Annotated in this window: 21 protein-coding genes; 16 read left to right on the top strand and 5 right to left on the bottom strand. The window is 44.0% G+C overall.

Annotation, left to right across the window (positions count from 1 at the left end; translation table 11 throughout):
- Positions 1 to 111: 111 nt before the first annotated feature.
- The 3 genes from BET10_RS14230 (at position 112) to BET10_RS14240 (ending at position 2,590) form a co-directional block, all read left to right on the top strand.
- Positions 112 to 1,032 (top strand): manganese-dependent inorganic pyrophosphatase, encoded by a 921-nt coding sequence (locus tag BET10_RS14230; protein ID WP_070986264.1) that lies wholly within the window; start codon positions 112 to 114, stop codon positions 1,030 to 1,032.
- A gap of 64 nt (positions 1,033 to 1,096) precedes the next feature.
- Entirely contained in the window at positions 1,097 to 1,825 is a 729-nt protein-coding gene (locus BET10_RS14235; RefSeq protein ID WP_070986265.1) for an AraC family transcriptional regulator, read from the top strand.
- 66 nt (positions 1,826 to 1,891) lie between these two features.
- Positions 1,892 to 2,590 (top strand): transglutaminase-like domain-containing protein, encoded by a 699-nt coding sequence (locus tag BET10_RS14240; protein ID WP_070986266.1) that lies wholly within the window; start codon positions 1,892 to 1,894, stop codon positions 2,588 to 2,590.
- A gap of 35 nt (positions 2,591 to 2,625) precedes the next feature.
- Here BET10_RS14240 and BET10_RS14245 read toward each other — a convergent pair whose 3' ends face one another.
- Positions 2,626 to 4,050 carry an immunoglobulin-like domain-containing protein gene (locus BET10_RS14245; RefSeq protein WP_070986267.1) on the bottom strand — a complete coding sequence of 475 codons (1,425 nt, stop codon included), beginning with the start codon at positions 4,048 to 4,050 and terminating at the stop codon, positions 2,626 to 2,628.
- A gap of 371 nt (positions 4,051 to 4,421) precedes the next feature.
- Between BET10_RS14245 and BET10_RS14250 the strand changes: the two genes are divergently transcribed.
- The 6 genes from BET10_RS14250 (at position 4,422) to BET10_RS14275 (ending at position 10,215) form a co-directional block, all read left to right on the top strand.
- Entirely contained in the window at positions 4,422 to 4,961 is a 540-nt protein-coding gene (locus tag BET10_RS14250) for a sigma-70 family RNA polymerase sigma factor (RefSeq protein ID WP_070986268.1), read from the top strand.
- Complete coding sequence (locus tag BET10_RS14255; protein WP_070986269.1) at positions 4,958 to 5,662, top strand: anti-sigma factor; 705 nt, start codon at positions 4,958 to 4,960, stop codon at positions 5,660 to 5,662. Before BET10_RS14250 ends, BET10_RS14255 begins: the two co-directional genes overlap by 4 nt.
- 238 nt (positions 5,663 to 5,900) lie before the next feature.
- Positions 5,901 to 7,424 carry a DUF4331 domain-containing protein gene (locus BET10_RS14260; protein WP_420820128.1) on the top strand — a complete coding sequence of 508 codons (1,524 nt, stop codon included), beginning with the start codon at positions 5,901 to 5,903 and terminating at the stop codon, positions 7,422 to 7,424.
- 10 nt (positions 7,425 to 7,434) lie between these two features.
- On the top strand, positions 7,435 to 7,953 hold the full coding sequence (locus BET10_RS14265) for an Ig-like domain-containing protein (RefSeq protein ID WP_070986271.1): 519 nt from the start codon (positions 7,435 to 7,437) through the stop codon (positions 7,951 to 7,953).
- Positions 7,954 to 8,003: 50 nt separating this feature from the next.
- Entirely contained in the window at positions 8,004 to 9,077 is a 1,074-nt protein-coding gene (locus tag BET10_RS14270; RefSeq protein WP_070986272.1) for a tetratricopeptide repeat protein, read from the top strand.
- Between the two features lie 34 nt (positions 9,078 to 9,111).
- The gene (locus BET10_RS14275) at positions 9,112 to 10,215 is read left to right on the top strand and encodes a HupE/UreJ family protein (RefSeq protein ID WP_070986273.1); all 1,104 of its coding nucleotides are present in this window, start codon (positions 9,112 to 9,114) and stop codon (positions 10,213 to 10,215) included.
- Positions 10,216 to 10,255: 40 nt separating this feature from the next.
- Here BET10_RS14275 and BET10_RS14280 read toward each other — a convergent pair whose 3' ends face one another.
- From BET10_RS14280 to radC, 4 genes are all read right to left on the bottom strand, one after another.
- Complete coding sequence (locus BET10_RS14280) at positions 10,256 to 11,107, bottom strand: hypothetical protein (RefSeq protein ID WP_070986274.1); 852 nt, start codon at positions 11,105 to 11,107, stop codon at positions 10,256 to 10,258.
- A gap of 164 nt (positions 11,108 to 11,271) precedes the next feature.
- Positions 11,272 to 11,427: a 50S ribosomal protein L33 gene (rpmG, locus tag BET10_RS14285; protein WP_005493124.1), complete on the bottom strand. Its 156-nt coding sequence runs from the start codon at positions 11,425 to 11,427 to the stop codon at positions 11,272 to 11,274.
- A gap of 11 nt (positions 11,428 to 11,438) precedes the next feature.
- Entirely contained in the window at positions 11,439 to 11,675 is a 237-nt protein-coding gene (gene rpmB / locus BET10_RS14290; RefSeq protein WP_070986275.1) for a 50S ribosomal protein L28, read from the bottom strand.
- A 274-nt stretch (positions 11,676 to 11,949) separates the two neighbouring features.
- Positions 11,950 to 12,624 (bottom strand): RadC family protein, encoded by a 675-nt coding sequence (gene radC, locus BET10_RS14295; RefSeq protein WP_070986276.1) that lies wholly within the window; start codon positions 12,622 to 12,624, stop codon positions 11,950 to 11,952.
- Positions 12,625 to 12,763: 139 nt separating this feature from the next.
- On the opposite strand from radC, the gene coaBC reads away from it, so the two are divergent.
- From coaBC to BET10_RS14330, 7 genes are all read left to right on the top strand, one after another.
- The gene (gene coaBC, locus BET10_RS14300; protein ID WP_070986277.1) at positions 12,764 to 13,960 is read left to right on the top strand and encodes a bifunctional phosphopantothenoylcysteine decarboxylase/phosphopantothenate--cysteine ligase CoaBC; all 1,197 of its coding nucleotides are present in this window, start codon (positions 12,764 to 12,766) and stop codon (positions 13,958 to 13,960) included.
- A gap of 129 nt (positions 13,961 to 14,089) precedes the next feature.
- A complete protein-coding gene (gene slmA / locus BET10_RS14305; protein WP_070986278.1) occupies positions 14,090 to 14,680 on the top strand; it encodes a nucleoid occlusion factor SlmA in 591 nt (196 codons plus the stop codon).
- Between the two features lie 146 nt (positions 14,681 to 14,826).
- A complete protein-coding gene (locus BET10_RS14310) occupies positions 14,827 to 17,601 on the top strand; it encodes a S9 family peptidase (protein ID WP_070986279.1) in 2,775 nt (924 codons plus the stop codon).
- 158 nt (positions 17,602 to 17,759) lie between these two features.
- Positions 17,760 to 18,383 carry a guanylate kinase gene (gmk, locus tag BET10_RS14315; RefSeq protein WP_070986280.1) on the top strand — a complete coding sequence of 208 codons (624 nt, stop codon included), beginning with the start codon at positions 17,760 to 17,762 and terminating at the stop codon, positions 18,381 to 18,383.
- Positions 18,384 to 18,474: 91 nt separating this feature from the next.
- Positions 18,475 to 18,750 (top strand): DNA-directed RNA polymerase subunit omega, encoded by a 276-nt coding sequence (gene rpoZ, locus BET10_RS14320; RefSeq protein ID WP_070986281.1) that lies wholly within the window; start codon positions 18,475 to 18,477, stop codon positions 18,748 to 18,750.
- 421 nt (positions 18,751 to 19,171) lie between these two features.
- Entirely contained in the window at positions 19,172 to 21,274 is a 2,103-nt protein-coding gene (gene spoT, locus BET10_RS14325; RefSeq protein ID WP_070986282.1) for a bifunctional GTP diphosphokinase/guanosine-3',5'-bis pyrophosphate 3'-pyrophosphohydrolase, read from the top strand.
- A gap of 8 nt (positions 21,275 to 21,282) precedes the next feature.
- Complete coding sequence (locus tag BET10_RS14330; protein ID WP_070986283.1) at positions 21,283 to 21,675, top strand: RidA family protein; 393 nt, start codon at positions 21,283 to 21,285, stop codon at positions 21,673 to 21,675.
- The last annotated feature ends 130 nt before the right edge of the window (positions 21,676 to 21,805 follow it).

Raw genomic sequence — 21,805 nt, forward strand, 5'->3', positions numbered from 1 at the left:
CACAGAATCTAGTCTATTCATTACAGCTATATAAGTAAGCTATTTTTTAGCTGTTTAATTGTGCATATTCTTTGCTAAAATGGCGCACAAAATTTAAAGGAGTTCCGTCTAATGACAATGTACGTAGTGGGTCACAAGATCCCTGATTCAGATTCTATTTGTGGTGCAATTGCACTGGCATACTTAAAAAACAAAATCGGTGAAACAGCGATTCCAACACGTTTGGGTGAAGTGTCGCCTGAAACACAGTTTATTCTTGACCGTTTTGGTTTTGACGCACCAGAACTAAAAATGAGCTATGCAGGTGAAAATGTTTATATCGTTGACCATACAGAAAAGACACAAGCACCTGATGACATCGACCAAGCGACTGTTGTTGGTGTTGTTGATCACCACAAACTTGGTGACTTAACAACTTCAACGCCACTTGAGTGCTGGATCCGTCCAGTGGGATGTAGCAACACTATCATTAAAATGATGTATGACTTCTACGGCGTAGAAATTCCTAAAGATATTGCAGGCATCATGATGTGTGCCATCTTAAGTGATACGGTTATTTTCAAATCACCAACGTGTACCACAGCCGATATCAAATGTGTTGAAGCACTCGCTGAGATCGCTGGCGTGGAAGATTTCAAAGAGCTTGGCATGGAAATGTTCAAAGTTAAATCAGCCGTTGAAGGCACGCCTGCGCGCGACCTTGTAATGCGTGACTTTAAAGATTTCAACATGAACGGTAAGCTTGTTGGTATCGGCCAATTAGAAGTAATTGATTTATCAGTATTTGATGAAATCAAAGCAGACCTTGAAGCTGACATCGCTAAGTTAAAAGAAGAAGGTGGCCGTCATTCAGTATTGCTACTACTTACCGATATCATGAAAGAAGGCTCACAAATGCTCATCGCCTCTGATGACGAAGGCGTAATTGAAGCTGCCTATGGCGTGAAGCCTGAACAAAGTCGCGTATGGCTTGACGGTGTACTGAGCCGTAAAAAGCAAGTTGTACCACCACTGCAAGATGCTTTTGCTTAATCACTCAAGCTGAAAATCCTGTAAAAAAACCGAAGCACCTGCTTCGGTTTTTTGCTATCGTCAAATGATGAAAACACTATTTATTGAGCCTGGCCTCTTTGCTATTCGCACTCAGGTACTTGATACCGACATGCACCGCCATGCTTTGATGCAGCTGACGTTACCCGATCAACACAGCACTTTGAACATTGACAACTATCCTCCCATACACGGTGCGATAACTCTTCTGGATACGAATATTCCTCATCAACTAACCATGCAGCAAGGCTGGGTGATACTCATTGAGCCAAGTAGCCAACTGGGCGCTCAGGCAAGTAAGGTGCTCGCAGATAATGACATCATGACTTGGCCGCTTGAAACGCACGATGACTCAGATGATCTCAGCAACTTATTAGCGCGTGCTAACCTTTCTTATACAGCCAACACAGCAATGCATCATAGTCACTTGGACCCTCGCATTGCCACCTTACTTAACCAGCTCAATCAATGCTTTAATCACGATTGCCTCAAGCCTGAGCGTTGGCTGGCAAAAGACATTGCTCAGTCATTGGAGTTGTCTGAGTCTCGTTTCTTACACCTATTTAAAGAAAATATGCAGCTACCTTGGCGACCTTATTTGCTATGGAGAAGATTAATTTGCGCCATTCAATCGCTCAGTCGAGGTGACAGCGCCACCCACGCAGCCCACATTGCAGGCTTTGCCGACAGCGCCCATCTTAGTCGCACTTTTAAAAAGCAATTTGGCATCACTTTGCGACGTGCCTTGACCTGTGTTGAAAAACCAGTTCCATAGCCAGTTTATTCAATTCTTTATTGCTATCGGCTGACATACTGCTCAAAAACACCGAGGGGTAAAAATATGCAAGAGTTCCTAGTACACACGCCTTTACTCGACTTCAATCACCCAGATATTCAGCAGCTGATTGAATCTCGACGCTGGCATACACTTGAGAAACCAGCGGCTTTAAAGGCCATATATGACTTTGTAAAAGATGAAGTATTTTTTGGCTATAGCGCTACAGACAGCTTAACCGCCAGTGAGGTATTGCAACAAGGGTACGGACAGTGTAATACCAAAGGGACTTTGTTAATGGCATTGCTACGCGCGGTTGGTATTCCCTGTCGTTTACAAGGCTTTGTTATCAGCAACGACTTAAAGCAAGGCGTCATGCCTACATGGATTTTAATGCTCGCTCCAAAAACCATCATTCATAGCTGGGTTGAAGTCTATATCAATGACCACTGGCTAGAACTGGAAGGATACATCATAGACAACGCCTATTTAAAAGCGATACAGCAGCGCTTTAAACACCATCATGGGCCATTTAAAGGGTTTGGTATCGCGACTCCTTGTCTACAAAAACCGGATAATGAATTTGTTGGCAATCATACCTATATTCAACGTGATAGCATCATCAAATCATTAGGCTTTTTTACCGTTCCCGATTCGTTTTATCATAGGTTCAGTAATTTAACAGGTATAAAAAAGTGGCTATATCAACATTGGCTACGACATGTTATCAATCGGCGAATTAAAAGAATTAGAGCTGGCTTATGAACGAAAAAAGCCGCATTAAGCGGCTTTTTATTCAACTAAGGGCAAGCCTGTCCACTGCACGTAACGCCTTCATCAAGCAGAACTTCCGTTAGTTTGTTATTCATCGTTAAATCAATTTCCAACAGCTGGTTACCTTCTAAACGTAATGTTTCCAGTACCAAGTTTTGACGTACATCTATTGCTGTTAAAGAATTTGCCGTTAAATCTAGCCACCTCAATTGCGTGTTGGAACGGATATCCAAATCGCTTAGATTAGTCTCAGCAATGGAAACGGACCATAGCTTATCATTTTTACTCAAATCTACAAAAGTCAGTGGGTTATCAGACAATGCTAGCCATTCTAACAATACATTGTTCGTTAGGACGATATCTGTAAGCATATTACTCTCTATATTTAATTGCTCCAGTTCTGAGTGTTTAGATAGGTCTATATGGGATATATTATTACCAAATGCCCACAGCGATTTAAGCTTCTCATTGTGGCTCAAATCTAATTCAGTGAGCTGATTAAGCTCAACGGATAATTCTTCCAGCGCTGTATTTTGACTCAAATCCACATTTTGAAGTTGATTTGACCCTAGAGCTAACCGTCTAAGACCAAGATTATTGCTTACATCAATACTATCCAGCTTGTTGCTGGAGACACCCAATTCTACAAGAATTACATTATTACTCACATCAAGGTTAGATAGCTTGTTGGTGAAGGCATACAATTCTACAAGAGTTACATTATTACTCACATCAAGGTTAGATAGCTTGTTACAGTAGGCATCCAATTTTACAAGAGTTACATTATTACTCACATCAAGGTTAGATAGCTGGTTGAATGCAACATCCAACTGTTGAAGTTGAGTGTTTTTGCTCACATCGATTTCCGTCAAAAGGTTATTAAGTAGCACAAGCTTTTTTATTGCGACTAAGTACTCTATACCCTGTACTGAAGTGATCCCTTTATTTACACACGATAGCTCATCCACTTCAAACGCATATGTGTAGCCAGCATCCAAAGCACACTGCAAAAAAGCATCATCTGCGATAACATCTGCTAGACGTTTTGCCTCTACAACCCTTACCATTCGCTGCAATGATGCTTGATTTCCAGATTTATCAGTAGCTGAATAAGTGACCGTATATTCACCCTCTTTTGTGAGATCCAGATCATGAGAAATCGTCACGGGGAGCACACCATCCACCTCATCGACTGCAACGGCTCCAAGCTCTTGATAACCTTGTTGCATGATAGCTGTTACATTCGCCTCACCATTGAGGGTAATAACGGGTGCCGTCGTGTCTACCTGCTGGCTGCCACCCGTATTCGATGTCGAACCTGTGTCAGAGTTGGTCCCTGTGTTAGAGTTGGTCCCCGTATTAGATTGCCCTTCTGAGCTTGAACCACCGCCACACCCAGCTAATAATGCAAAGCTGAGTAACCCTATTATTTGATATTTAATTAAACTCATTTATTTTTTGGCCGTTTATTATTATATTTGCGAGTAGCGTGACACAACAGTGTCTTCAAATTGATTAACTAGCAATAATACCTAACTCTTAACCTGAAATGAATACAAATGTTAACATAGAATGAACTAACCTATTCCACATGTGTCTTTATCTGCTACTCATTTGCCGCACTTAACAATCTAAACTACTTTTGATATGAACCAGTTACGCTTAATGGACGTAATAACAAGGTCGGTGAGTATCAGACACTGACAACAATAAACAACAAAAACAAACAATCATTCGCATCCAAAAATCACTGTGACACGTTTGGCTTTATACACTTCAATTAAATTTAAGTGACAAAGTCGGGCCTGTTTAGGGCAACTCAATGGAACATGAACAACATTTAAAATTACTCAGGGCAACGGCGCTTGGCGATAAACAAGCATTTTCGCAATTATACCAGGCAACCTGCGCTCAACTTTACGCGGTGAGCTTTAAGATGTTAAAAAATAAAGCATTATCAGAAGAGGCTTTGCAAGAAGCCTATGTAAGAATTTGGCACAATGCCAGTGAGTATCAATTAGGTAAGGGCACCGTTCTAACCTGGATGATTAGCATTGTTCGCTATCGTACACTGGATTTAATTCGTTATCAGAGCGTGCGCAACGAACACGCGTTGGAGCAAGATGCCGATGACATCGCAACCCTTAATGTCAGCGCATTTGAACATTCGGATACCACCCCACTCAAAATGGAAGAGTGTATGGATGAATTAGACTCAGAGCAAAAACAAGCGATTCACTTTGCCTACTTTAATGGATTAAGCCATCAAGAGGTCAGTGCCAGCATGGGTTCACCGTTGGGCTCAATTAAAAGCTGGATAAGACGAGGACTACAAAGCTTACAAAGGTGTCTATCCATATGAATTATCTTATTGAAGAGCGAAGAAACGCATTAGCCGCAGAGTACGTGCTGGGGACATTACGCGGTGGCGCACGTCGCCGCTATCAACAGCTAATGATGCAACATCAGTTGATCAGAGAAACCACTTGGGTGTGGGAGCAATATATTAACGTGTTAGGTCATCGGCTTGAACCTAAGCCCCCTGCGGATACAGTATGGCAAGTGATAAGTGACCGTTTAGGGTTTGAGGATACGATACACACCCGTGATAAAGAGCGTGGCAAACTGCAGCCCTTCCCAGGCACCAAACTTTGGCAGTCGGTGGCAGGATTGGCAACTGCTGCAGCACTCGTGTTAGCCGTGTTGCTGCTGCGTTATCAACCGCTCGACAAAGCACCCGCGCAATATGCTGTGGTGCAAACACAACAGGCCCAAGCCCTATGGCTTATTGAAGTTGACGAAAAGCAGATCAAAGTCAAAGCCACTGATAAGCTAGCCCAGCAAGCAAACAATGATTACGAGCTTTGGTTTGTTGCCGCGGATGGTCGCGCGCCAGTGTCTTTAGGCCTATTGCCACAAACTGGGGAAAAATCTCTAAACAAGTCCGATTTATTTGATACCACAGAACTTGCAGCCCTAGCGGTGAGTCTTGAGCCATTAGGAGGCTCGCCTAATGGCGCGCCAACAACAGTGTTATACACCACCGAGCTGATAAGTTTATAAACACGCTTCTACACACATTAAAAACCCAGCCATGGCTGGGTTTTTTAATATTCTTAAAAAAATAAAAATATTTTCAAAAAACCTGCATCCAATCCTGCCACTCAGTCGTTTGGCTTTATGACAGTTTGATTTGCTTGAGCGCAAATCACGTTTCCAACTAATAACGGAGTTTGTCATGAAAACTATATTAAATACGCTTTCCATCGCATTGGCGGCAGGGCTGTTGAACCAAACAGCCATGGCGTCAAGCCACCGGGAAGCACCCAATATCACTCGAACACCTGCATTAGACTCAACCGATTTTTATGTTTTTAATAGTTATGAGTCTGGCAAAGAAGACTATGTAACCTTGATTGCCAACTACATTCCGCTACAAGACCCTTACGGCGGCCCCAATTATTTTGCTATGGACCCAGCGGCGGTCTACAGCATACACATCGATAATGATGGCGATGCCGTAGAAGATCTGACTTTTCAATTTAGATTCAAACAGATGCTTGCCAATGAAACAGGTATCGCGCTCATGATTGGTGCTGACGGTGATAAAAAGTCTGTCGCGGTGCCGCTCAAGAATGTCGGCGGAATTTTAGCAAGTGATCAGTCCGCAGCCAACTTTAGTGAATCTTACTCATTAACCTTGGTCTCTGGTCCACAACGCACGGGGAACGCCACAACGCTGACCAATATCAGCAGCGGCAACACCATGTTCCACAAACCCTTGGATTATATCGGTAATAAAACCTTTACCGACGAGGCTGGATACGAGGCGTATGCCGAGCAGTTTGTATATAACTTCACACTCCCTGGCTGCGAGCATATGGGCCGCGTATTCGTCGGTCAGCGTAAAGACCCATTTGTGGTCAACTTAGGTAAAACCTTTGACTTGGTTAACTACGTCCCTGTGGAAGGAGACAGTTCACCGGGAGCGGGCGACGGTGAAGGGTTCCCTGGCGGGATCACCCAATCAGCCGAGAATGATGATTTATCAGGTAAAAATGTAACTGCATTGTCTGTGGAAGTTGCTAAATCATGCATCACAGGTTCGGGCAATGGTGTAATAGGCAGCTGGACTACAGCCAGCTTACCGCAAGCGCGAATTCTAAACCCCAATGCCACGTTTGAAAAAACAGAAGTGAACGGTGGGGCCCTCACACAGGTTTCGCGTTTAGGTAACCCACTAGTGAACGAGCTGGTTATTGGGCTAAAAGACAAAGACAGGTTTTCGTCGGCTCACCCCAAAGATGACGGCCAATTTGCCGACTACGTCACGCATCCTAGCCTCCCAGAATTACTGAATATCTTGTTCAAAGATGCGGTGAACTCAACTCTAGGCACAAACATAGAAACCTTAGCGCCTACTAATTTTCCAAGAATGGATTTAGTCACGGCTTTCTTAACTGGGTTTGCAGGCGTTAACCAACAAGCCACCGTCACAGCTTCCGAGATGTTACGCCTGAATACCGCCATTACAGCCAAAGCGGCCAGTGAACAATCTGCGTTTGGTGTCGCTGGAGATGACTTGGCGGGTTTCCCAAATGGCCGTCGCCCTGGTGATGACGTGGTAGATATCGCCCTACGTGTGGTGATGGGTCGTTTATGTTATCCAATCCCTGTTAACGGTACTGATACAGACTTAGGGCTGTGTACATCAGAAGATGCCAGTGTGGGTAATGTGCCTTTTACCGATGGTGCACCAGTCAACGCCAGCATGATGATGACCCACTTCCCTTATCTGGCCACACCTTTAGCGGGTTCAAAATAAGGAGGACGTCATGAATAAGTACTTAAGTCAATTGACGTTGACAAGTTTCATACTGCTGTTCATCTCAGCCTGTAACTCTGATAGTCACGACAAAGTGACACCGCCTATGATGGATGACAAAAACACCGCCCCCACCGCGATGGATTTGAGCGTCACAATACAGGCAGATACCGAGTTCTCTGGCACTTTGACTGCCACTGATAAAGACGGCGATACACTGCTTTACAGTCTTAGCAGTGGGGCCAGTTACGGCAGTGTTGAAGTCAACGCTGATGGCACTTTTAGTTATGTGCCGCAGCGTGAATACACAGGCTCAGACAGCTTCAAGTTCTCAGTGAGCGATGGCGTAAATGGCAAAGTCACTGCCATGGTGAACATCACGATTGAGCTACTTGAAGTTACTTTTTCGAGCTATAGCCGTGCAGCCTTTGAGCAGAATCAAACCGATACTCCGCTATCCGTCAACGGACGCTTGTTTATTCAAGACGTGACCTCTGGGGCGGATTACAACGACCTGTTGGAACAATAACCGGAATTAACCTCGGCCATGGATGGCTATTTTTCATTGAGGTAACACACATGTACCACAAAAGAAGTGTACTCATTACGATTATGACTTGCTGGGCTTTATTGAGTACCCCAGTCTGCTCTGAAACGTTTATACCAACGTCTGAGGAGTTTATATTAGATTCATGGCCGCTTGTTGACGATAATGCGCCTGCACAGATGAGCCTTGATGACATTGAGCAATTGCTCACTCAAGCACAATGGGTAGGTAAAAGTGCGTACAATATCAGCCGAGCGCAAACTCAGTTACAACCCTATTTGCAAACGCAAAGCCCCACCCCCCAAGCATGGTATTTATCAGCGCGTATCTTGCAACAGCAACATAAATTCAAAGCGGCGCTGGAGGCGTTACAAAAATCCCTTACGCTGGACGCAAGTAATGTATCAGCATGGTTATTAAAGGCCAATATTCATCTGGCGATGGCACAATATCAGCCAGCTCAACGTGCCTGTATCGCCTTACTAGGCAATACCGATATGCTGATTGCTTCGGCCTGTAGTCTTGAAGTCGCCAGCTATCAAAAAGACATTGCCCAAAGCTACGTCATGCTGTCGGATTTAGTGCAAAGATATGGCCTGCCAAACAGCCAGTTAGAACAAGCATGGTTGCTGCAAATATTAGCCGATATGGCCCATCGTCAAGGCTTACAGCAAGCTGCCCTGCAATGGTTAGAAAAATATACCAATGAGCAAAAACCGCTCAGCCTGATGGTGCTTTGGGCGGATGTACAGTTGGCGCTTAACAATCCAGTAGCCGTCATCACCAAAATTCCACACACCTTTAAGCAGGCCGACTTCTACGATGACCCCTTATTACTACGCTTAGCCATTGCAGAGCAGCAACTCAATACTCGCAGTTATTGGACCTCACAACTCAAAGTGAGAATCGAACTGCGTAGTGACCGACAAGATATGATGCATGCCGCTGACATTGCACGCTTTTATATCGATGTTGAATCACACCCCAAGCAAGCCCTTGAGTGGGCAAACATTAACTGGTCGATGAGCAAGCTTGCAGCCGACAAAGAACTACTACAACGGGCGCAGGCAATGCAAAAAAATAGCGACTCATCTGTGAGCGAATGAGCAGTAGAGTGACGACACCACGAGGAGCAAAAAAATGAAAAAGTTTATTTTAATCATGTCACTACTATGTTGCTTGGTTCCAGCCTATGGGCATCAGCTCAGTACGGCGTATTTAACGCTTGAGGCGGCCCCCAATGGTAAGGTAGCTGGTCAATTGCAAATTCGCGGCTTTGACCTAAATCATGCGCTACAGCTAGACTCCGATAATAATGCGCAACTAAGTTGGCTTGAAGTACATAGCCGCACTCAAAAAATCACTCAGTACATGGCCAATAACCTGTCATTATCTCGCTCTGAACAGGCTTGCCAATTACTGTTTGATGATCAACTCAAAGCTGCACAGCGTCTCAATCAAGGCTATGTGGTTGCTCACTTCGAGGCGCAATGTGCCACTGCTGGCGCACTTCATGTAACATATCACGCCGTCTTTGCTCACGACGGCGATCATAAGCTGGTTATTAATGTACTCACTCCAGATGATGGCGCTATCAGCCATGTTCTGGCGTTTGAAGAGCAAACTGTCAGCCTAGACATTACATCAGGTAGCAAGTTCACAACTTTCGTTGAGTATCTGTACCAAGGCGTACTACACATTTGGATAGGGCTGGATCACATCCTGTTTTTATTGGTGCTATTAATTACCTGTGTTTTGGTACGCAATCAAGGACAGTGGCAAGTAAAACACAGTCGTCGCAAAATAATTATTTCAACCGCTTGGATAGTCACAGCCTTTACATTGGCGCACTCGATCACACTGACGGCAACAGCCATGAACTGGTTAGTGCTAGACAGCCGCTGGGTGGAAGTTGGTATTGCGATATCTGTATTACTGAGCGCCCTAAACAATATCTGGCCTATCGTATATCGCTTGGCTGGGATCACATTTGCTTTTGGTTTATTGCACGGTATGGGTTTTGCGGGTGTGCTTTCGGAGCTGGGCTTACCTGCTGATTTGAAACTGCTGAGTGTGTTGGCTTTCAACCTAGGGGTAGAAGTAGGCCAACTTTCTATTCTTGCAGTCGCGTTACCCATTCTTATCTCGTTGAGAACCTTTAGCTGGTATCGCTTGTACTTTGTTAGGTATTCTTCACTACTGATTGCAGTTATTGCGCTGCAGTGGACCGTGGATAGGTTATAGTGAATATTCTATGCAGCGCGAGACTTCAAGTGATTAAATATCACTCAGTTACGGTGATTTCTAACTCAACCCCCGATTGTTGGGCTTGTGAGATGCTATTGGCCATATTTTCAAGACATAACATAAAGCTGGCCACGTCTTCAAGCCACTTATTGGCTCCTTGACCTTCAAGAGTAAGGGGTGTGAATACATCGCCAATGTACTCTAATGAGATCAAGAGCGCTTGAGCTTGCGTATGTTTGCGCACAATCACGCGCTGCGCGTTAATTTTAGAAGCTGCGCTGCCATGGCTGAAAAACATCTCAAACTGTTTAAAAGCATCCTTAAAGTGCGGGGTCTGAAAAAGCGCGTCTGTGGAAAGGTCATCATGCAAAATGAATTTGAGCACGCCACCTGAAAATATTAGTTCTGGTAGGCTAATAGCAGATGACTCGACTCTCGCTTGTGTAAAATAAAAGCGTACTCCGTTGCGTACCCCACTTACCGAATCATTAACTTTAATATGACTCCCTGTCGATGCAATACCAGCTTGTATGGCCTGTTCATAAATATCACTTTCACCTTTCGCTTGATATACCATATTCAGCGCTTGTGCAATCGGAGGGACTAAATGAACGTTGGTCATTACCTTGCTTACAAAGGGCTTTACTCCGATATATAGCAATGCGTATACAACAAAAATAATGCAAAGTACCGCTGGTAAGATAATGACAGCTATTATTGGAAAAAAAAGCGAGAGGGTACCTACAAGTACGAAACAAGCCCAAATGTGGTATTGGTATTTCCTTTTCAAAGCGTCAAGGCCAGTTGTAGAACTTTGAAGCTCATCAAGAGCAGGCTTTAGCTGCGTTTCTATTCCCGCTAAACGTTGGTCGATTCTATCTAGTAACATCACATTTCCTTATGATCCACTTCACTAGCGCAAGTGTACATTCTTACTTGATTATATCAAAAACATAGTAATCCCATTGTGGTGCTACTATCTGAATAAGCAGAAGGTATAAAAACAAAAAACCCAGCCTAAGCTGGGTTTTTAGTATTCTGTAAAAAGCAAAATTACTTTATTTTTGCTTCTTTGAAAATCACGTGTTTACGTACTTTAGGATCGTACTTTTTGATTTCCATTTTTTCAGGCATGTTACGCTTGTTCTTGTCGGTAGTGTAGAAATAACCAGTACCAGCAGTTGAAACTAAACGGATCTTATCACGCATGATTCAGCTCCTTAAACTTTTTCGCCGCGAGCACGGATATCATTCAATACCGCGTCGATGCCTTTCTTATCGATAATACGCATACCTTTAGTAGTAGTACGTAATGTAACGAAACGTTTTTCGCTTTCAACCCAGAAACGGTGTGTTTGTAGGTTAGGTAGGAAGCGACGCTTAGTAGCGTTGCGCGCGTGTGAACGGTGGTTACCTACCACTGGGCGCTTACCTGTAACTTGACAGACTTTAGACATGTCTATGTATCTCCAATAACTTCGCTCGAGCTTAATTTTCCCTTGGACCTTAACTGCGTAGCCCCGGGGTAAATCAGAGGGCGCTCTTTATACAGCATCTACAGGCAGAGATCAAGGATCTGATCCTATCTAATCAGCTCATGTGTAAATTTGATAGCGGCCAATTATAATGATCGAATGCCCCTTAGGAAAGCAAAAACTGCATTTAAATTAAACTAATTTGTAAAAAACACCGCAAAGTGATGTTTTTTACAACTTTGTTGTCTTCAAGACGCTAGATTAAGCCACGTTGTGCAAATGAAATACATTGATTTCCTGCCACGATAAGGTGATCTAGTACATTGATATCCACCAGCGCCAAGGCATTTTGTAGTTTTTTGGTAATTAATTTATCAGCCTGACTTGGCTCTGCCACCCCCGATGGGTGATTGTGAGCAAATATCAAAGCCGCGGCATTGTGCTTTAAAGCGGCTTTGACGACTTCTCTTGGGTACACTGAAGCAGCATTGATTGTACCTGTGAACAACACTTCATCTTTTATAAGCCGATTTTGGTTATCGACATATAAAGCCATGAATACTTCATGAGTGAGTCCTCTTAGTTGTATCGTCAAGTAATCGCTGACCGCCTGTGGCGAGTCAAATAGAGTGTCACGATGACACTGCTCCTTTAAATAGCGCTTACTTAATTCCAATACTGCCTGCAACTGCACATATTTGGCCGTACCCAGTCCCTTTTGTGCGCTAAATTCAGTTAAACTGGCGTTAAATAGATTATCTAACGTATGGTTTTGTATCAACAACGATTGAGCCAGTTCAATGGCGTTCATTCCACGAGTACCGGTGCGTAAAAAGATAGCTAACAGCTCTGCATCGGTTAACGCTTGTGGGCCAAAGTGAAGTAGTTTTTCACGCGGGCGCTCATGCGCCGCAAGGGCATTTAATTGCATCTCTTATCCTTAGAGTTCACTGTCCATAGAACACTAAGTTTAGCGACCAAATTTGATTATTCAAAAGCATCTGATTGCTGCCATAAAGGTGCCTGTATGTTATCTTTAACAGCAACTGAATTAATTCTGGATTTTGGACATGGGCCAACAAAATAAAAATATTGTTCTAGGGATCAGTGGCGGTATTGCTGCATATAAGTGTGCTGAGCTTGTTAGGCGTTTAAAAGAACAAGGCTGCGCAGTAAAAGTGGTCATGACCGAATCCGCTAAACACTTTATCACCCCACTTACCATGCAAGCTGTATCGGGAGAACCTGTTTCTGACTCGCTACTTGACCCAAGTGCAGAAGCCGCTATGGGTCATATTGAGTTTGCTAAATGGGCTGATCTCATTCTAGTCGCCCCAGCCAGTTGTAACATTATCGCCAAAATGGCTCAGGGTATTGCCGATGACTTGTTGACCACTTTATTACTTGCCACACCTGCGAAAGTTGCCATTGCACCGGCGATGAACCAACAGATGTATGCGCATGCCGCCACGCAAGCCAACCTAAACACCTTGCAATCTAGAGGTGTGGCTATTTGGGGGCCTGGTAAAGGTGAGCAAGCCTGTGGCGATGTAGGCGCAGGTAGAATGTTAGAACCACACCAATTACTAGAATTGTGCCTTGCCCCAGAGCAAGCCACCGTGTTGGCTGATGTTACAGTGACCATCACCGCAGGCCCGACAAGAGAGCAGCTCGACCCAGTGCGCTTTATCAGTAACCACAGCTCAGGAAAAATGGGCTATGCCTTGGCTAATGCTGCGTTAATGCTTGGTGCTAAGGTTAATTTGATCTCAGGCCCTGTCTCTATCAGCGCCCCTCAGGGCGTCAACGTAATCAACGTTGAAAGCGCGCTACAAATGCGCGATGCCGCGCTGGAGTATGCACCAACATCAGACATTTTTATTGGCTGTGCCGCTGTGGCTGATTATCGCGCAGCTCAAGTTTCTGAGCAAAAGATCAAAAAACAGGGTGATGATATGGCCATTACCATGGTGAAGAACCCAGATATTATTGCCGAAGTTGCCGCACTGACAAAAAACCGCCCTTACACTGTTGGCTTTGCCGCCGAAACCCAAAACGTCGAGCAATACGCTAAGAATAAATTGAAAAATAAGAACTTGGATATGATTTGCGCCAATGACGTTTCTCGAGAGGGACTCGGGTTTAACGCCGATCACAACGCGTTGACCCTATTTTGGCAAGATGCCAGCCTAGAGCTCCCTGTGGCAGATAAGCAAGCGTTGGCAATGTCAGTATTAATGGAAATCACTAAACAGCTTGATCACTAACGGATATAAATACGGCATTCTAAAATACTGGCACCGAACTGAATAAAACATTAACATAAGACCCCGAGCATAGGTGTGAGCTGCTTGGGGTTTACACTGAACATAATAACGATAACGAAAGGAAAGTTCATGCCAGCGACTAAACGCAGTAATCGCAAAGAGCAAATACTACAATCTCTCGCACAAATGCTTGAAACTAGCCCAGGTCAACGCATTACTACGGCTAAGTTAGCCGCAGAAGTAGGTGTATCTGAAGCCGCACTGTATCGACACTTTCCGAGCAAGGCGCGCATGTTTGAAGGCTTGATTGAGTTTATTGAAGATACCTTGCTATCGCGTATTAATTTGATTTTGGAAAATGAAAAAGAAACCCAAGGACGTATCTACAATATCCTCATGCTACTGTTAGCGTTTGCTGAAAAAAACCCAGGGATAACGCGAATTTTAACCGGGGACGCGCTACAAGGTGAGCAAGAAAGGTTAAGAGAGCGAGTACAAAGCCTTTTTGAGAAACTCGAAACTCAGTTCAAACAAGTATTACGTGAGCGAAAACTTAGAGAAGGTAAAGCGTTTGCTACCGAAGAAGGCGCATTGGCCAACCTGTTTCTTGCCTACGTTGAAGGTAAAATGAACCAGTTTGTACGCAGCGACTTCAAAGCTCTACCTAGCAGCCAGTTTGAAAAACAATGGCTGGAACTACAAAAAATCTGGCTCGCATAATCATGTGAGCCATGCGGCCTAGCCACATAAAAACACCTCCTCCCCCCTTTTTTATCTCCCTCACCCTGACATTTGCCGCAAGAGGCTTTAGCGTGTTTGCTTATTCATGTTAAAACGGGTTATTACGAATTAATAAGTCTTAGCACATGAAACCTATCTATTCCCTACTCAGCGCCAGCATATTGCTTGCGGGCAGTGCGCACACTCTTGCTTCCTCTGAGAAACAACCTCTTGAATTTAAAGATGTCTTTGATTTTCGTTATGCGCAAGACACTGTATTGTCGGAAAATGGCCAGTTTTTATCATTTTCAGCACAGCCATATCGTGGCGATAACAGTGGTCATGTGTACGATTTAACCACCAATGAGTTAATAGCCCAGGTACCACGAGGGGTAAAGCCACATATCAATAAGTCAGCAACTTGGGTGGCCTTTACCCAAACCCCCTCATTGCTAACGCAAGAAACCGCTAGCAAAGAAGAAAAAAAGAAACTCCCCTCACAGTTAGTGTTGGTAAACACACAAACAAAACAACAACAGACATTCGACAACGTTGTAGATTATCAGCTGTCTAATGATGGCACTTGGCTGGCTTATCGCGAAAAAGCTGATAACAGCAAGCTATCAAGTGATAACTCGAAAAATAAAGACGATTCTGTTGGCATCACGAGCGATAAAAAAGACAAAGCCTATGAGCTGGTCATCATCAATCTAAATAACGGTAATCTGCAACGCATACAGCGTGTAGGCCAATATAGCCTCAGCCCTACAGGGCTAGGGGTATTATTCAACCAGCTCAGCGATGATGGCAGTGACAATCGCATTAGTTTTGTTGAATTAAACAATTCACAACAGCATATTTTGTTTGATGAGCCGGGGATCACGCTAAGCCGAGCAAGGTGGCATCCTGATGGGGAGCTTATTGCATTTTACCAAGGTAATTATGTTAACAATGATGTGCGTCGTCGCCATTATCAGCTCACTCTGTGGGATGCCAAAAACAACACCACTAAACAGATTAGTAATCCACAGCAGTGGTTCAGTGGTAAAACCGCCTCTTTAAAGTGGTCTGAACAAGGCGAGCGATTATATTTTGAAAATCGCCCAAGACTTGCACCAAAAGAGCAAGCACTTAAATATAAAGATGATGCATCACTGACAGATTTCGACACGATTCGTGCTCAAAAAGGCCTAAAAATCTGGCACAACAACGACCCTGAAATCAAAACTCGAGAAGTAAAAACCTGGGAAGAAACCAATAAGCACCGTCATTATCAAGCCGTTTACCATCTTAATGGTGAACGTGTTGCTCAGTTAAGTGACACGCGTACTCCCAGCATCGAGCTCAACACAGAAGCCGAGTTCTTGCTGGTCAGTAATGACCAACCCTATCTAGAACAAATCATGTATAACGGGTTTTATCGTGACTACTATGCGGTGCAGGTTACCACAGGCGCTAAACACTTAATTGTTAAAGAGTCACCATTTACACCTAGCGTTTCTCCCACAGGACAGCATGCCCTGCTTTTTAAAGATCAACATGTTTGGTTGAAAACATTAGACTCGCAAAAAGTATCGGTATTAACCAAAGCAATTCGTGACGCGATATTTGCTGATGACAAGCATGATTACCCAGAGCCTCAACCAGGCTACGGCTTTGCTGGTTGGCAACTAGATGGCAGCGTTGCTTATGTGTACTCAAAATATGATATTTGGGCGTTTGATGTAAATACCTTAGAGGCAACGCGCCTGACGCAAGGTAAAGAGACACAAACACAATATCGTATCGTGCAACTAGAAGATAACAAGTTAGGGTTTGCCAGCAATGAAACCTTATTTTTAAGTGCTCATAACCTTCAAAATAAGCAAACCCACATTGCTACCTTGGCACTGGACTCAGGAAAGCTTACGAAAGTACTAAGCGATGCTGCGCGTTTTGATTTGGTGAAAAAAGCCAAACATAGCGATAAGGTCATTTTTACCAAGCAAAGCTATCATCAATTCCCTGATTACTGGCAAACCGACACGCAATTTAACACACCACAAAAAGTCACTGACCTTAATCCTCAGCTTAGCCAGTTTGCATGGGGACAAAAGCCCGAGTTGGTACAATATAAGGGCTACAATGGTGAAGATTTACAAGGTGTGTTGATAAAACCAGCCAACTATAAAGAAGGCGATCAAGTGCCTGTGGTGATCTATTTCTATCGCTACATGAGCCAACGTATGTACGACTTTCCAAAAATGGAGCTGAACCACAGACCTAATTTCCCGATGTTTACATCCAATGGTTACGCACTATTCTTACCAGATATTCGATTCGAAATTGGTCATCCTGGTCGCTCATCTACGCAAACCATGATCAACGCAGCACAAAAGCTGATTGATATCGGTGTTGCCGATCCCAATAGAATTGGCTTACAAGGACACTCATGGGCAGGTTATCAAAGCGCCTTTATGGTGACTCAAACTGACATGTTTAAGGCTGTTGTCTCTGGCGCGCCAGTATCTAACATGACATCCGCCTACAGTGGTATTCGTCTTAAATCAGGCCTTGCGCGCCAATTTCAATATGAGTCTGGACAAAGTCGTATCGGCAAAACGCTAGCAGAGGCACCTGAGCTTTATATTGAAAACTCACCGGTATTTTTTGCCGACAAGGTAAACACCCCTATTTTAATCATGTTTGGTGATGAAGATGGCGCGGTGCCATGGCAAGAAGGTATTCAGTACTATCTTGCGCTGCGTCGCTACAATAAGGATGCAATTTTCTTACAATATGAAGGAGAACCGCACCACTTGAAACAGTTTCCGAATCAGTTGGACTTCTCTATTCGCATGATGGAATACTTTGACCATCATCTGAAAGGCCTGCCCGCTGCAAACTGGATCAAACAAGGTGAGGCTTACACAGCAGAATAAACCAACACAGGCCCAAGAAAAAGCTTGGGCCTAGTTGTAAGTAACTACAGCTTAATTTTATTGACTAGCTTATCTCAAAGGTAACGTTTAAAATGTGCGTTTCGACTAAATATAGGCTATGTCAAAGCGTAGTCACTTTATTTTAAGAGCAGCATCTTATGACAACAGCAACGCGCGGTAATCTTTTTATTCTTTCATCGCCTTCTGGTGCAGGAAAGTCCAGCTTAATTAAAGCATTACTTGAAAAGCATCAGGATATAAAAATGTCAGTATCGCATACCACCCGAGCACCTCGACCGGGTGAGAATGACGGCGAGCACTATCACTTTGTCAGTGAAGCTGATTTCAACGCGTTAATCCTTAGCAAAGATTTTTTTGAATGGGCTAAGGTATTTGACAACTATTACGGTACGTCAAAAGCTGCCGTAGAAGAGCAGCTAAATCAAGGTATTGACGTATTTTTAGACATCGATTGGCAAGGCGCTCAACAAGTTCGTAAGTTGGTGCCTGAAGTTAAAACTATCTTTATCTTACCTCCTTCTCAGCAAGAGTTAGCAAACAGACTTAATGGCCGAGGGCAAGACTCACAAGAGGTGATCGCCTCTCGAATGGCGCAAGCTAAATCAGAAAGCTCACACTACAATGAGTTTGATTATGTACTGGTCAATGATGATTTTGACACCACCCTTGCCCAACTTGAGCATATCGTGATGGCCGCTCGCATGGAGCTCAGTGCTCAACAAAGTCGTCATGCAGCACTAATTCGCGACCTTTTACGCTAAATTAGTGATAAATTTTAACCATCCACTTGGCGTAGCGGCTCCCTTGCAGTAAACTAGCCTTTTGGAAATGAATTAACTTTGGAGTGCTTCGATGGCTCGCGTAACTGTAGAAGATGCAGTAGATGCAATTGGTAACCGTTTTGATTTAATCTTGGTAGCAGCGCGTCGCGCTCGTCAAATCGCTGTAGGCGGCAAAGACCCTATGGTTGACGCTGAAAACGATAAGCCAACGGTTATCGCTTTACGTGAAATTGAAAAAGGTCTAGTGAATAGCTCTTCATTAGATGTAATCGACCGTGAAGAACAGCAAAACCAAGAAGCTGCAGAACTTGCAGCTGTTGCAGCCATTGTAGGCGGCAACAACTAAACCTGTTTCGGTTTGTAAGACAATGCCAGCATTTTTGCTGGCATTGTTGTTATTAGGGCGTGTCGATCTTTGAGGTATGATTTTTGTTCAAATCAAAGGCTTTCAATACCAGAAATGCGCTATGACACATAGTAATCTATGTGAGTCGCGCATGATGCCGTAGTGGAAGCCTTTGGTTGAACCCTTTGGGCAGCGTCATTCGGTCATTTTTTCTGCGTTATCGCCTGACTTACATAGAATAACTATGCGGCGCAGGCTCAGCCTTGCCAAAATACCCGAATGACTGCTGCAAAAAACACACAGCAAAAATCTACACGCCCTAGCCCCGATAAAATAAAGTCCCGACTAGTCGTTGGTTTATCTTTCAATTCATCGTATATTCGTTACATATCGATAACTTCACTGGAACATTGGAGTGTGAATGTATCTTTTTGAAGGCCTTAAAAAGAAGATTTCTGAGTATTTATCTCCCGCAGACGTAGAGCTGGTACAAAAAGCCTATGTGGTTGCGCGTGAAGCCCATGAAGGGCAAACTCGCTCAAGCGGCGAACCCTATATCACCCATCCTGTTGAGGTGACACAAATACTCGCTGGCATGCGTTTAGATCACGAAACGCTTATGGCTGCGTTAATGCACGATGTGATAGAAGATACCGACTTTAGCCAACAAGACTTGGCCGAGATTTTTGGTGAAACCGTCGCAGAGTTGGTTGAAGGCGTCAGCAAACTTGATAAGCTCAGCTTCAAAGACAAAAAGCAGTTTCAAGCCGAAAACTACCGCAAAATGATCATGGCAATGACGCAAGACATTCGCGTTATCTTGATCAAACTGGCCGATAGAACGCATAACATGCGCACACTCGGAGCTCTTCGACCAGATAAACGCCGTCGTATTGCTCGTGAGACGCTAGAAATTTTTGCCCCTATCGCGAACCGTTTAGGTATACACGATATCAAAAATGAGCTGGAAGACTTAGGCTTTCAAGCACTCTACCCAATGCGTCATCGCGCTTTAAAATCAGAAGTGGCCAAAGCTCGCGGCAACCGTAAAGAAGTTATCAGTAATATACAAACTGAAATTGAATCGCGTTTAGCCGAGTCTGGGATCCAAGCTTCGGTCAGCGGCCGTGAAAAACATTTATATAGTATCTACAAAAAAATGCTCAATAAAGAGCTAATGTTCAACGAAGTAATGGACATTTATGCCTTTAGAATCAATGTCGATAACTTGGATACCTGCTACCGAGTACTTGGTGTTGCACATAATCTGTACAAGCCCATTGAAACGCGTTTTAAAGACTATATCGCAGTACCTAAAACTAATGGTTATCAGTCGCTACATACCTCATTAGTTGGCCCACATGGCATCCCTGTTGAGATACAAATTCGCACCCATGACATGGACCATATGGCTGATAAAGGGGTGGCGGCGCACTGGATGTATAAAAAAGCAGGTGACAGCGCAGGTCATACAGCGCAGCAACGTGCTCGTCAGTGGATGCAAAGCTTACTGGAACTACAGCAAAGTGCGGGATCTTCCTTTGAGTTTGTTGAAAACGTTAAAACCGAGCTATTCCCGGAAGAAATCTACGTATTCACGCCCGATGGTCGCATCGTAGAGTTGCCCATGGGTGCCACCGCAGTGGACTTTGCTTACGCTGTTCATACTGACGTTGGTAATACCTGTGTTGGCGCACGTGTAAACCGCAAGCCTTACCCACTGAGTAAAGCTCTTGATACAGGGCAAACCGTTGAGGTTATCACCAGTTCAGGTGCACATCCTAACGCCACTTGGTTAAACTTTATCGTAACAGGTAAAGCGCGATTGGGCGTGCGTAACTACCTTAAGAGCCAGCATCAAGAGGAAGCCATTCAGCTAGGACGCCGCTTGTTAGACTCAGCGCTTGGCGAAAATAAACTCGATGATATTCCACAGGAGAGCATTGACCGCGTTCTAGAAGAGCACAAGTTAGGCACTCTGCTCGAATTGTTGGTAGAAATTGGCACCGGTAATATTATGAGTGTCTTGATTGCCAAACGTCTGCTACAAACAGACGATGGTATTGAAAATGTTGCCAAAAAAGCCAAAGCCGCTATTATCGGAACAGAAGGCATGTTGGTTAACTATTCCAAGTGCTGTCGCCCAGTACCAGGAGATGCCATTACGGCCTATGTGAGCCAGGGTAAAGGCCTGAATGTTCACCGCCAAGAGTGTAAAAATATAAAAGGCTGGGAGAATGAACGCTCCAAGTACTTTGTTGTAAAATGGGAAGACAACCCAGAGAAAGAATATATTGCGGCCTTGCGGGTAGAAATTATCAATCACCAAGGTGCATTAGCAAAACTCACAAACGTGGTAGCAAGTACTCAAGCAAATATCGTTGAAATCGCTACCGACGAAAAAGAAAGTAACTTATACGTGATAGATTTGGGCATCACCGTTAAAGACCGTATTCACGTCGCAAACATTATGCGCCGTATCCGTGTTATGCCAGACGTACAACGCGTATATCGCAAGAAATAGGATTAAACATGAACAAAGCGATTATCTCTACCGATCAAGCTCCAGCTGCGATTGGTACTTACAATCAAGCCGTTAAGGTAGGCACAGCAGTTTACCTGTCTGGCCAAATTCCATTAGTGCCTGAAACAATGGAAATGATTTCTGAAGATTTTGCCGAACAGGCGCAGCAAGTCTTCAAAAATCTAACCGCAGTATGCGAAGCCGCTGGTGGTCAATTACAAGATATGGTCAAAGTAAATATTTTCCTAACTGACCTAAGCAACTTTGCCACTGTTAACGAAATTATGAGCCAGCACTTTAAAACACCTTACCCTGCACGCGCGGCCATCGGTGTAAAAGAGTTACCAAAGGGGGCTCAGATTGAGATTGACGGCATTATGGAGCTTCCGTCAACAAACTAATTCTTTAGTATTAAAAAGCCGCCTTTGAGCGGCTTTTTTTATGTCTATTCTTTGATCTCAAGCACTTGACTCTATACTGTTTATTAAGCACTCTAAAGCTAATACTTTGGTTTTTATCATGGGTTCGTTT

Origin of the sequence: Pseudoalteromonas amylolytica (assembly GCF_001854605.1) — a bacterium.
Taxonomy (GTDB): Bacteria; Pseudomonadota; Gammaproteobacteria; order Enterobacterales; family Alteromonadaceae; genus Pseudoalteromonas; species Pseudoalteromonas amylolytica.

Excerpts from the sequence above, each read along its gene's own strand:
- BET10_RS14310 (WP_070986279.1), top strand. The coding sequence starts at position 14,827 with ATGAAACCTATCTATTCCCTACTCAGCGCCAGCATATTGCTTGCGGGC.
- BET10_RS14235 (WP_070986265.1), top strand. The coding sequence starts at position 1,097 with ATGATGAAAACACTATTTATTGAGCCTGGCCTCTTTGCTATTCGCACT.
- rpoZ (WP_070986281.1), top strand. The coding sequence starts at position 18,475 with ATGGCTCGCGTAACTGTAGAAGATGCAGTAGATGCAATTGGTAACCGT.
- BET10_RS14280 (WP_070986274.1), bottom strand. The coding sequence starts at position 11,107 with ATGTTACTAGATAGAATCGACCAACGTTTAGCGGGAATAGAAACGCAG.
- rpmG (WP_005493124.1), bottom strand. The coding sequence starts at position 11,427 with ATGCGTGATAAGATCCGTTTAGTTTCAACTGCTGGTACTGGTTATTTC.
- BET10_RS14270 (WP_070986272.1), top strand. The coding sequence starts at position 8,004 with ATGTACCACAAAAGAAGTGTACTCATTACGATTATGACTTGCTGGGCT.
- BET10_RS14260 (WP_420820128.1), top strand. The coding sequence starts at position 5,901 with ATGGCGTCAAGCCACCGGGAAGCACCCAATATCACTCGAACACCTGCA.
- coaBC (WP_070986277.1), top strand. The coding sequence starts at position 12,764 with ATGGGCCAACAAAATAAAAATATTGTTCTAGGGATCAGTGGCGGTATT.
- slmA (WP_070986278.1), top strand. The coding sequence starts at position 14,090 with ATGCCAGCGACTAAACGCAGTAATCGCAAAGAGCAAATACTACAATCT.
- BET10_RS14250 (WP_070986268.1), top strand. The coding sequence starts at position 4,422 with ATGGAACATGAACAACATTTAAAATTACTCAGGGCAACGGCGCTTGGC.
- BET10_RS14245 (WP_070986267.1), bottom strand. The coding sequence starts at position 4,050 with ATGAGTTTAATTAAATATCAAATAATAGGGTTACTCAGCTTTGCATTA.
- BET10_RS14330 (WP_070986283.1), top strand. The coding sequence starts at position 21,283 with ATGAACAAAGCGATTATCTCTACCGATCAAGCTCCAGCTGCGATTGGT.
- BET10_RS14275 (WP_070986273.1), top strand. The coding sequence starts at position 9,112 with ATGAAAAAGTTTATTTTAATCATGTCACTACTATGTTGCTTGGTTCCA.
- radC (WP_070986276.1), bottom strand. The coding sequence starts at position 12,624 with ATGCAATTAAATGCCCTTGCGGCGCATGAGCGCCCGCGTGAAAAACTA.
- rpmB (WP_070986275.1), bottom strand. The coding sequence starts at position 11,675 with ATGTCTAAAGTCTGTCAAGTTACAGGTAAGCGCCCAGTGGTAGGTAAC.
- BET10_RS14255 (WP_070986269.1), top strand. The coding sequence starts at position 4,958 with ATGAATTATCTTATTGAAGAGCGAAGAAACGCATTAGCCGCAGAGTAC.
- BET10_RS14265 (WP_070986271.1), top strand. The coding sequence starts at position 7,435 with ATGAATAAGTACTTAAGTCAATTGACGTTGACAAGTTTCATACTGCTG.
- BET10_RS14240 (WP_070986266.1), top strand. The coding sequence starts at position 1,892 with ATGCAAGAGTTCCTAGTACACACGCCTTTACTCGACTTCAATCACCCA.
- BET10_RS14230 (WP_070986264.1), top strand. The coding sequence starts at position 112 with ATGACAATGTACGTAGTGGGTCACAAGATCCCTGATTCAGATTCTATT.
- spoT (WP_070986282.1), top strand. The coding sequence starts at position 19,172 with ATGTATCTTTTTGAAGGCCTTAAAAAGAAGATTTCTGAGTATTTATCT.
- gmk (WP_070986280.1), top strand. The coding sequence starts at position 17,760 with ATGACAACAGCAACGCGCGGTAATCTTTTTATTCTTTCATCGCCTTCT.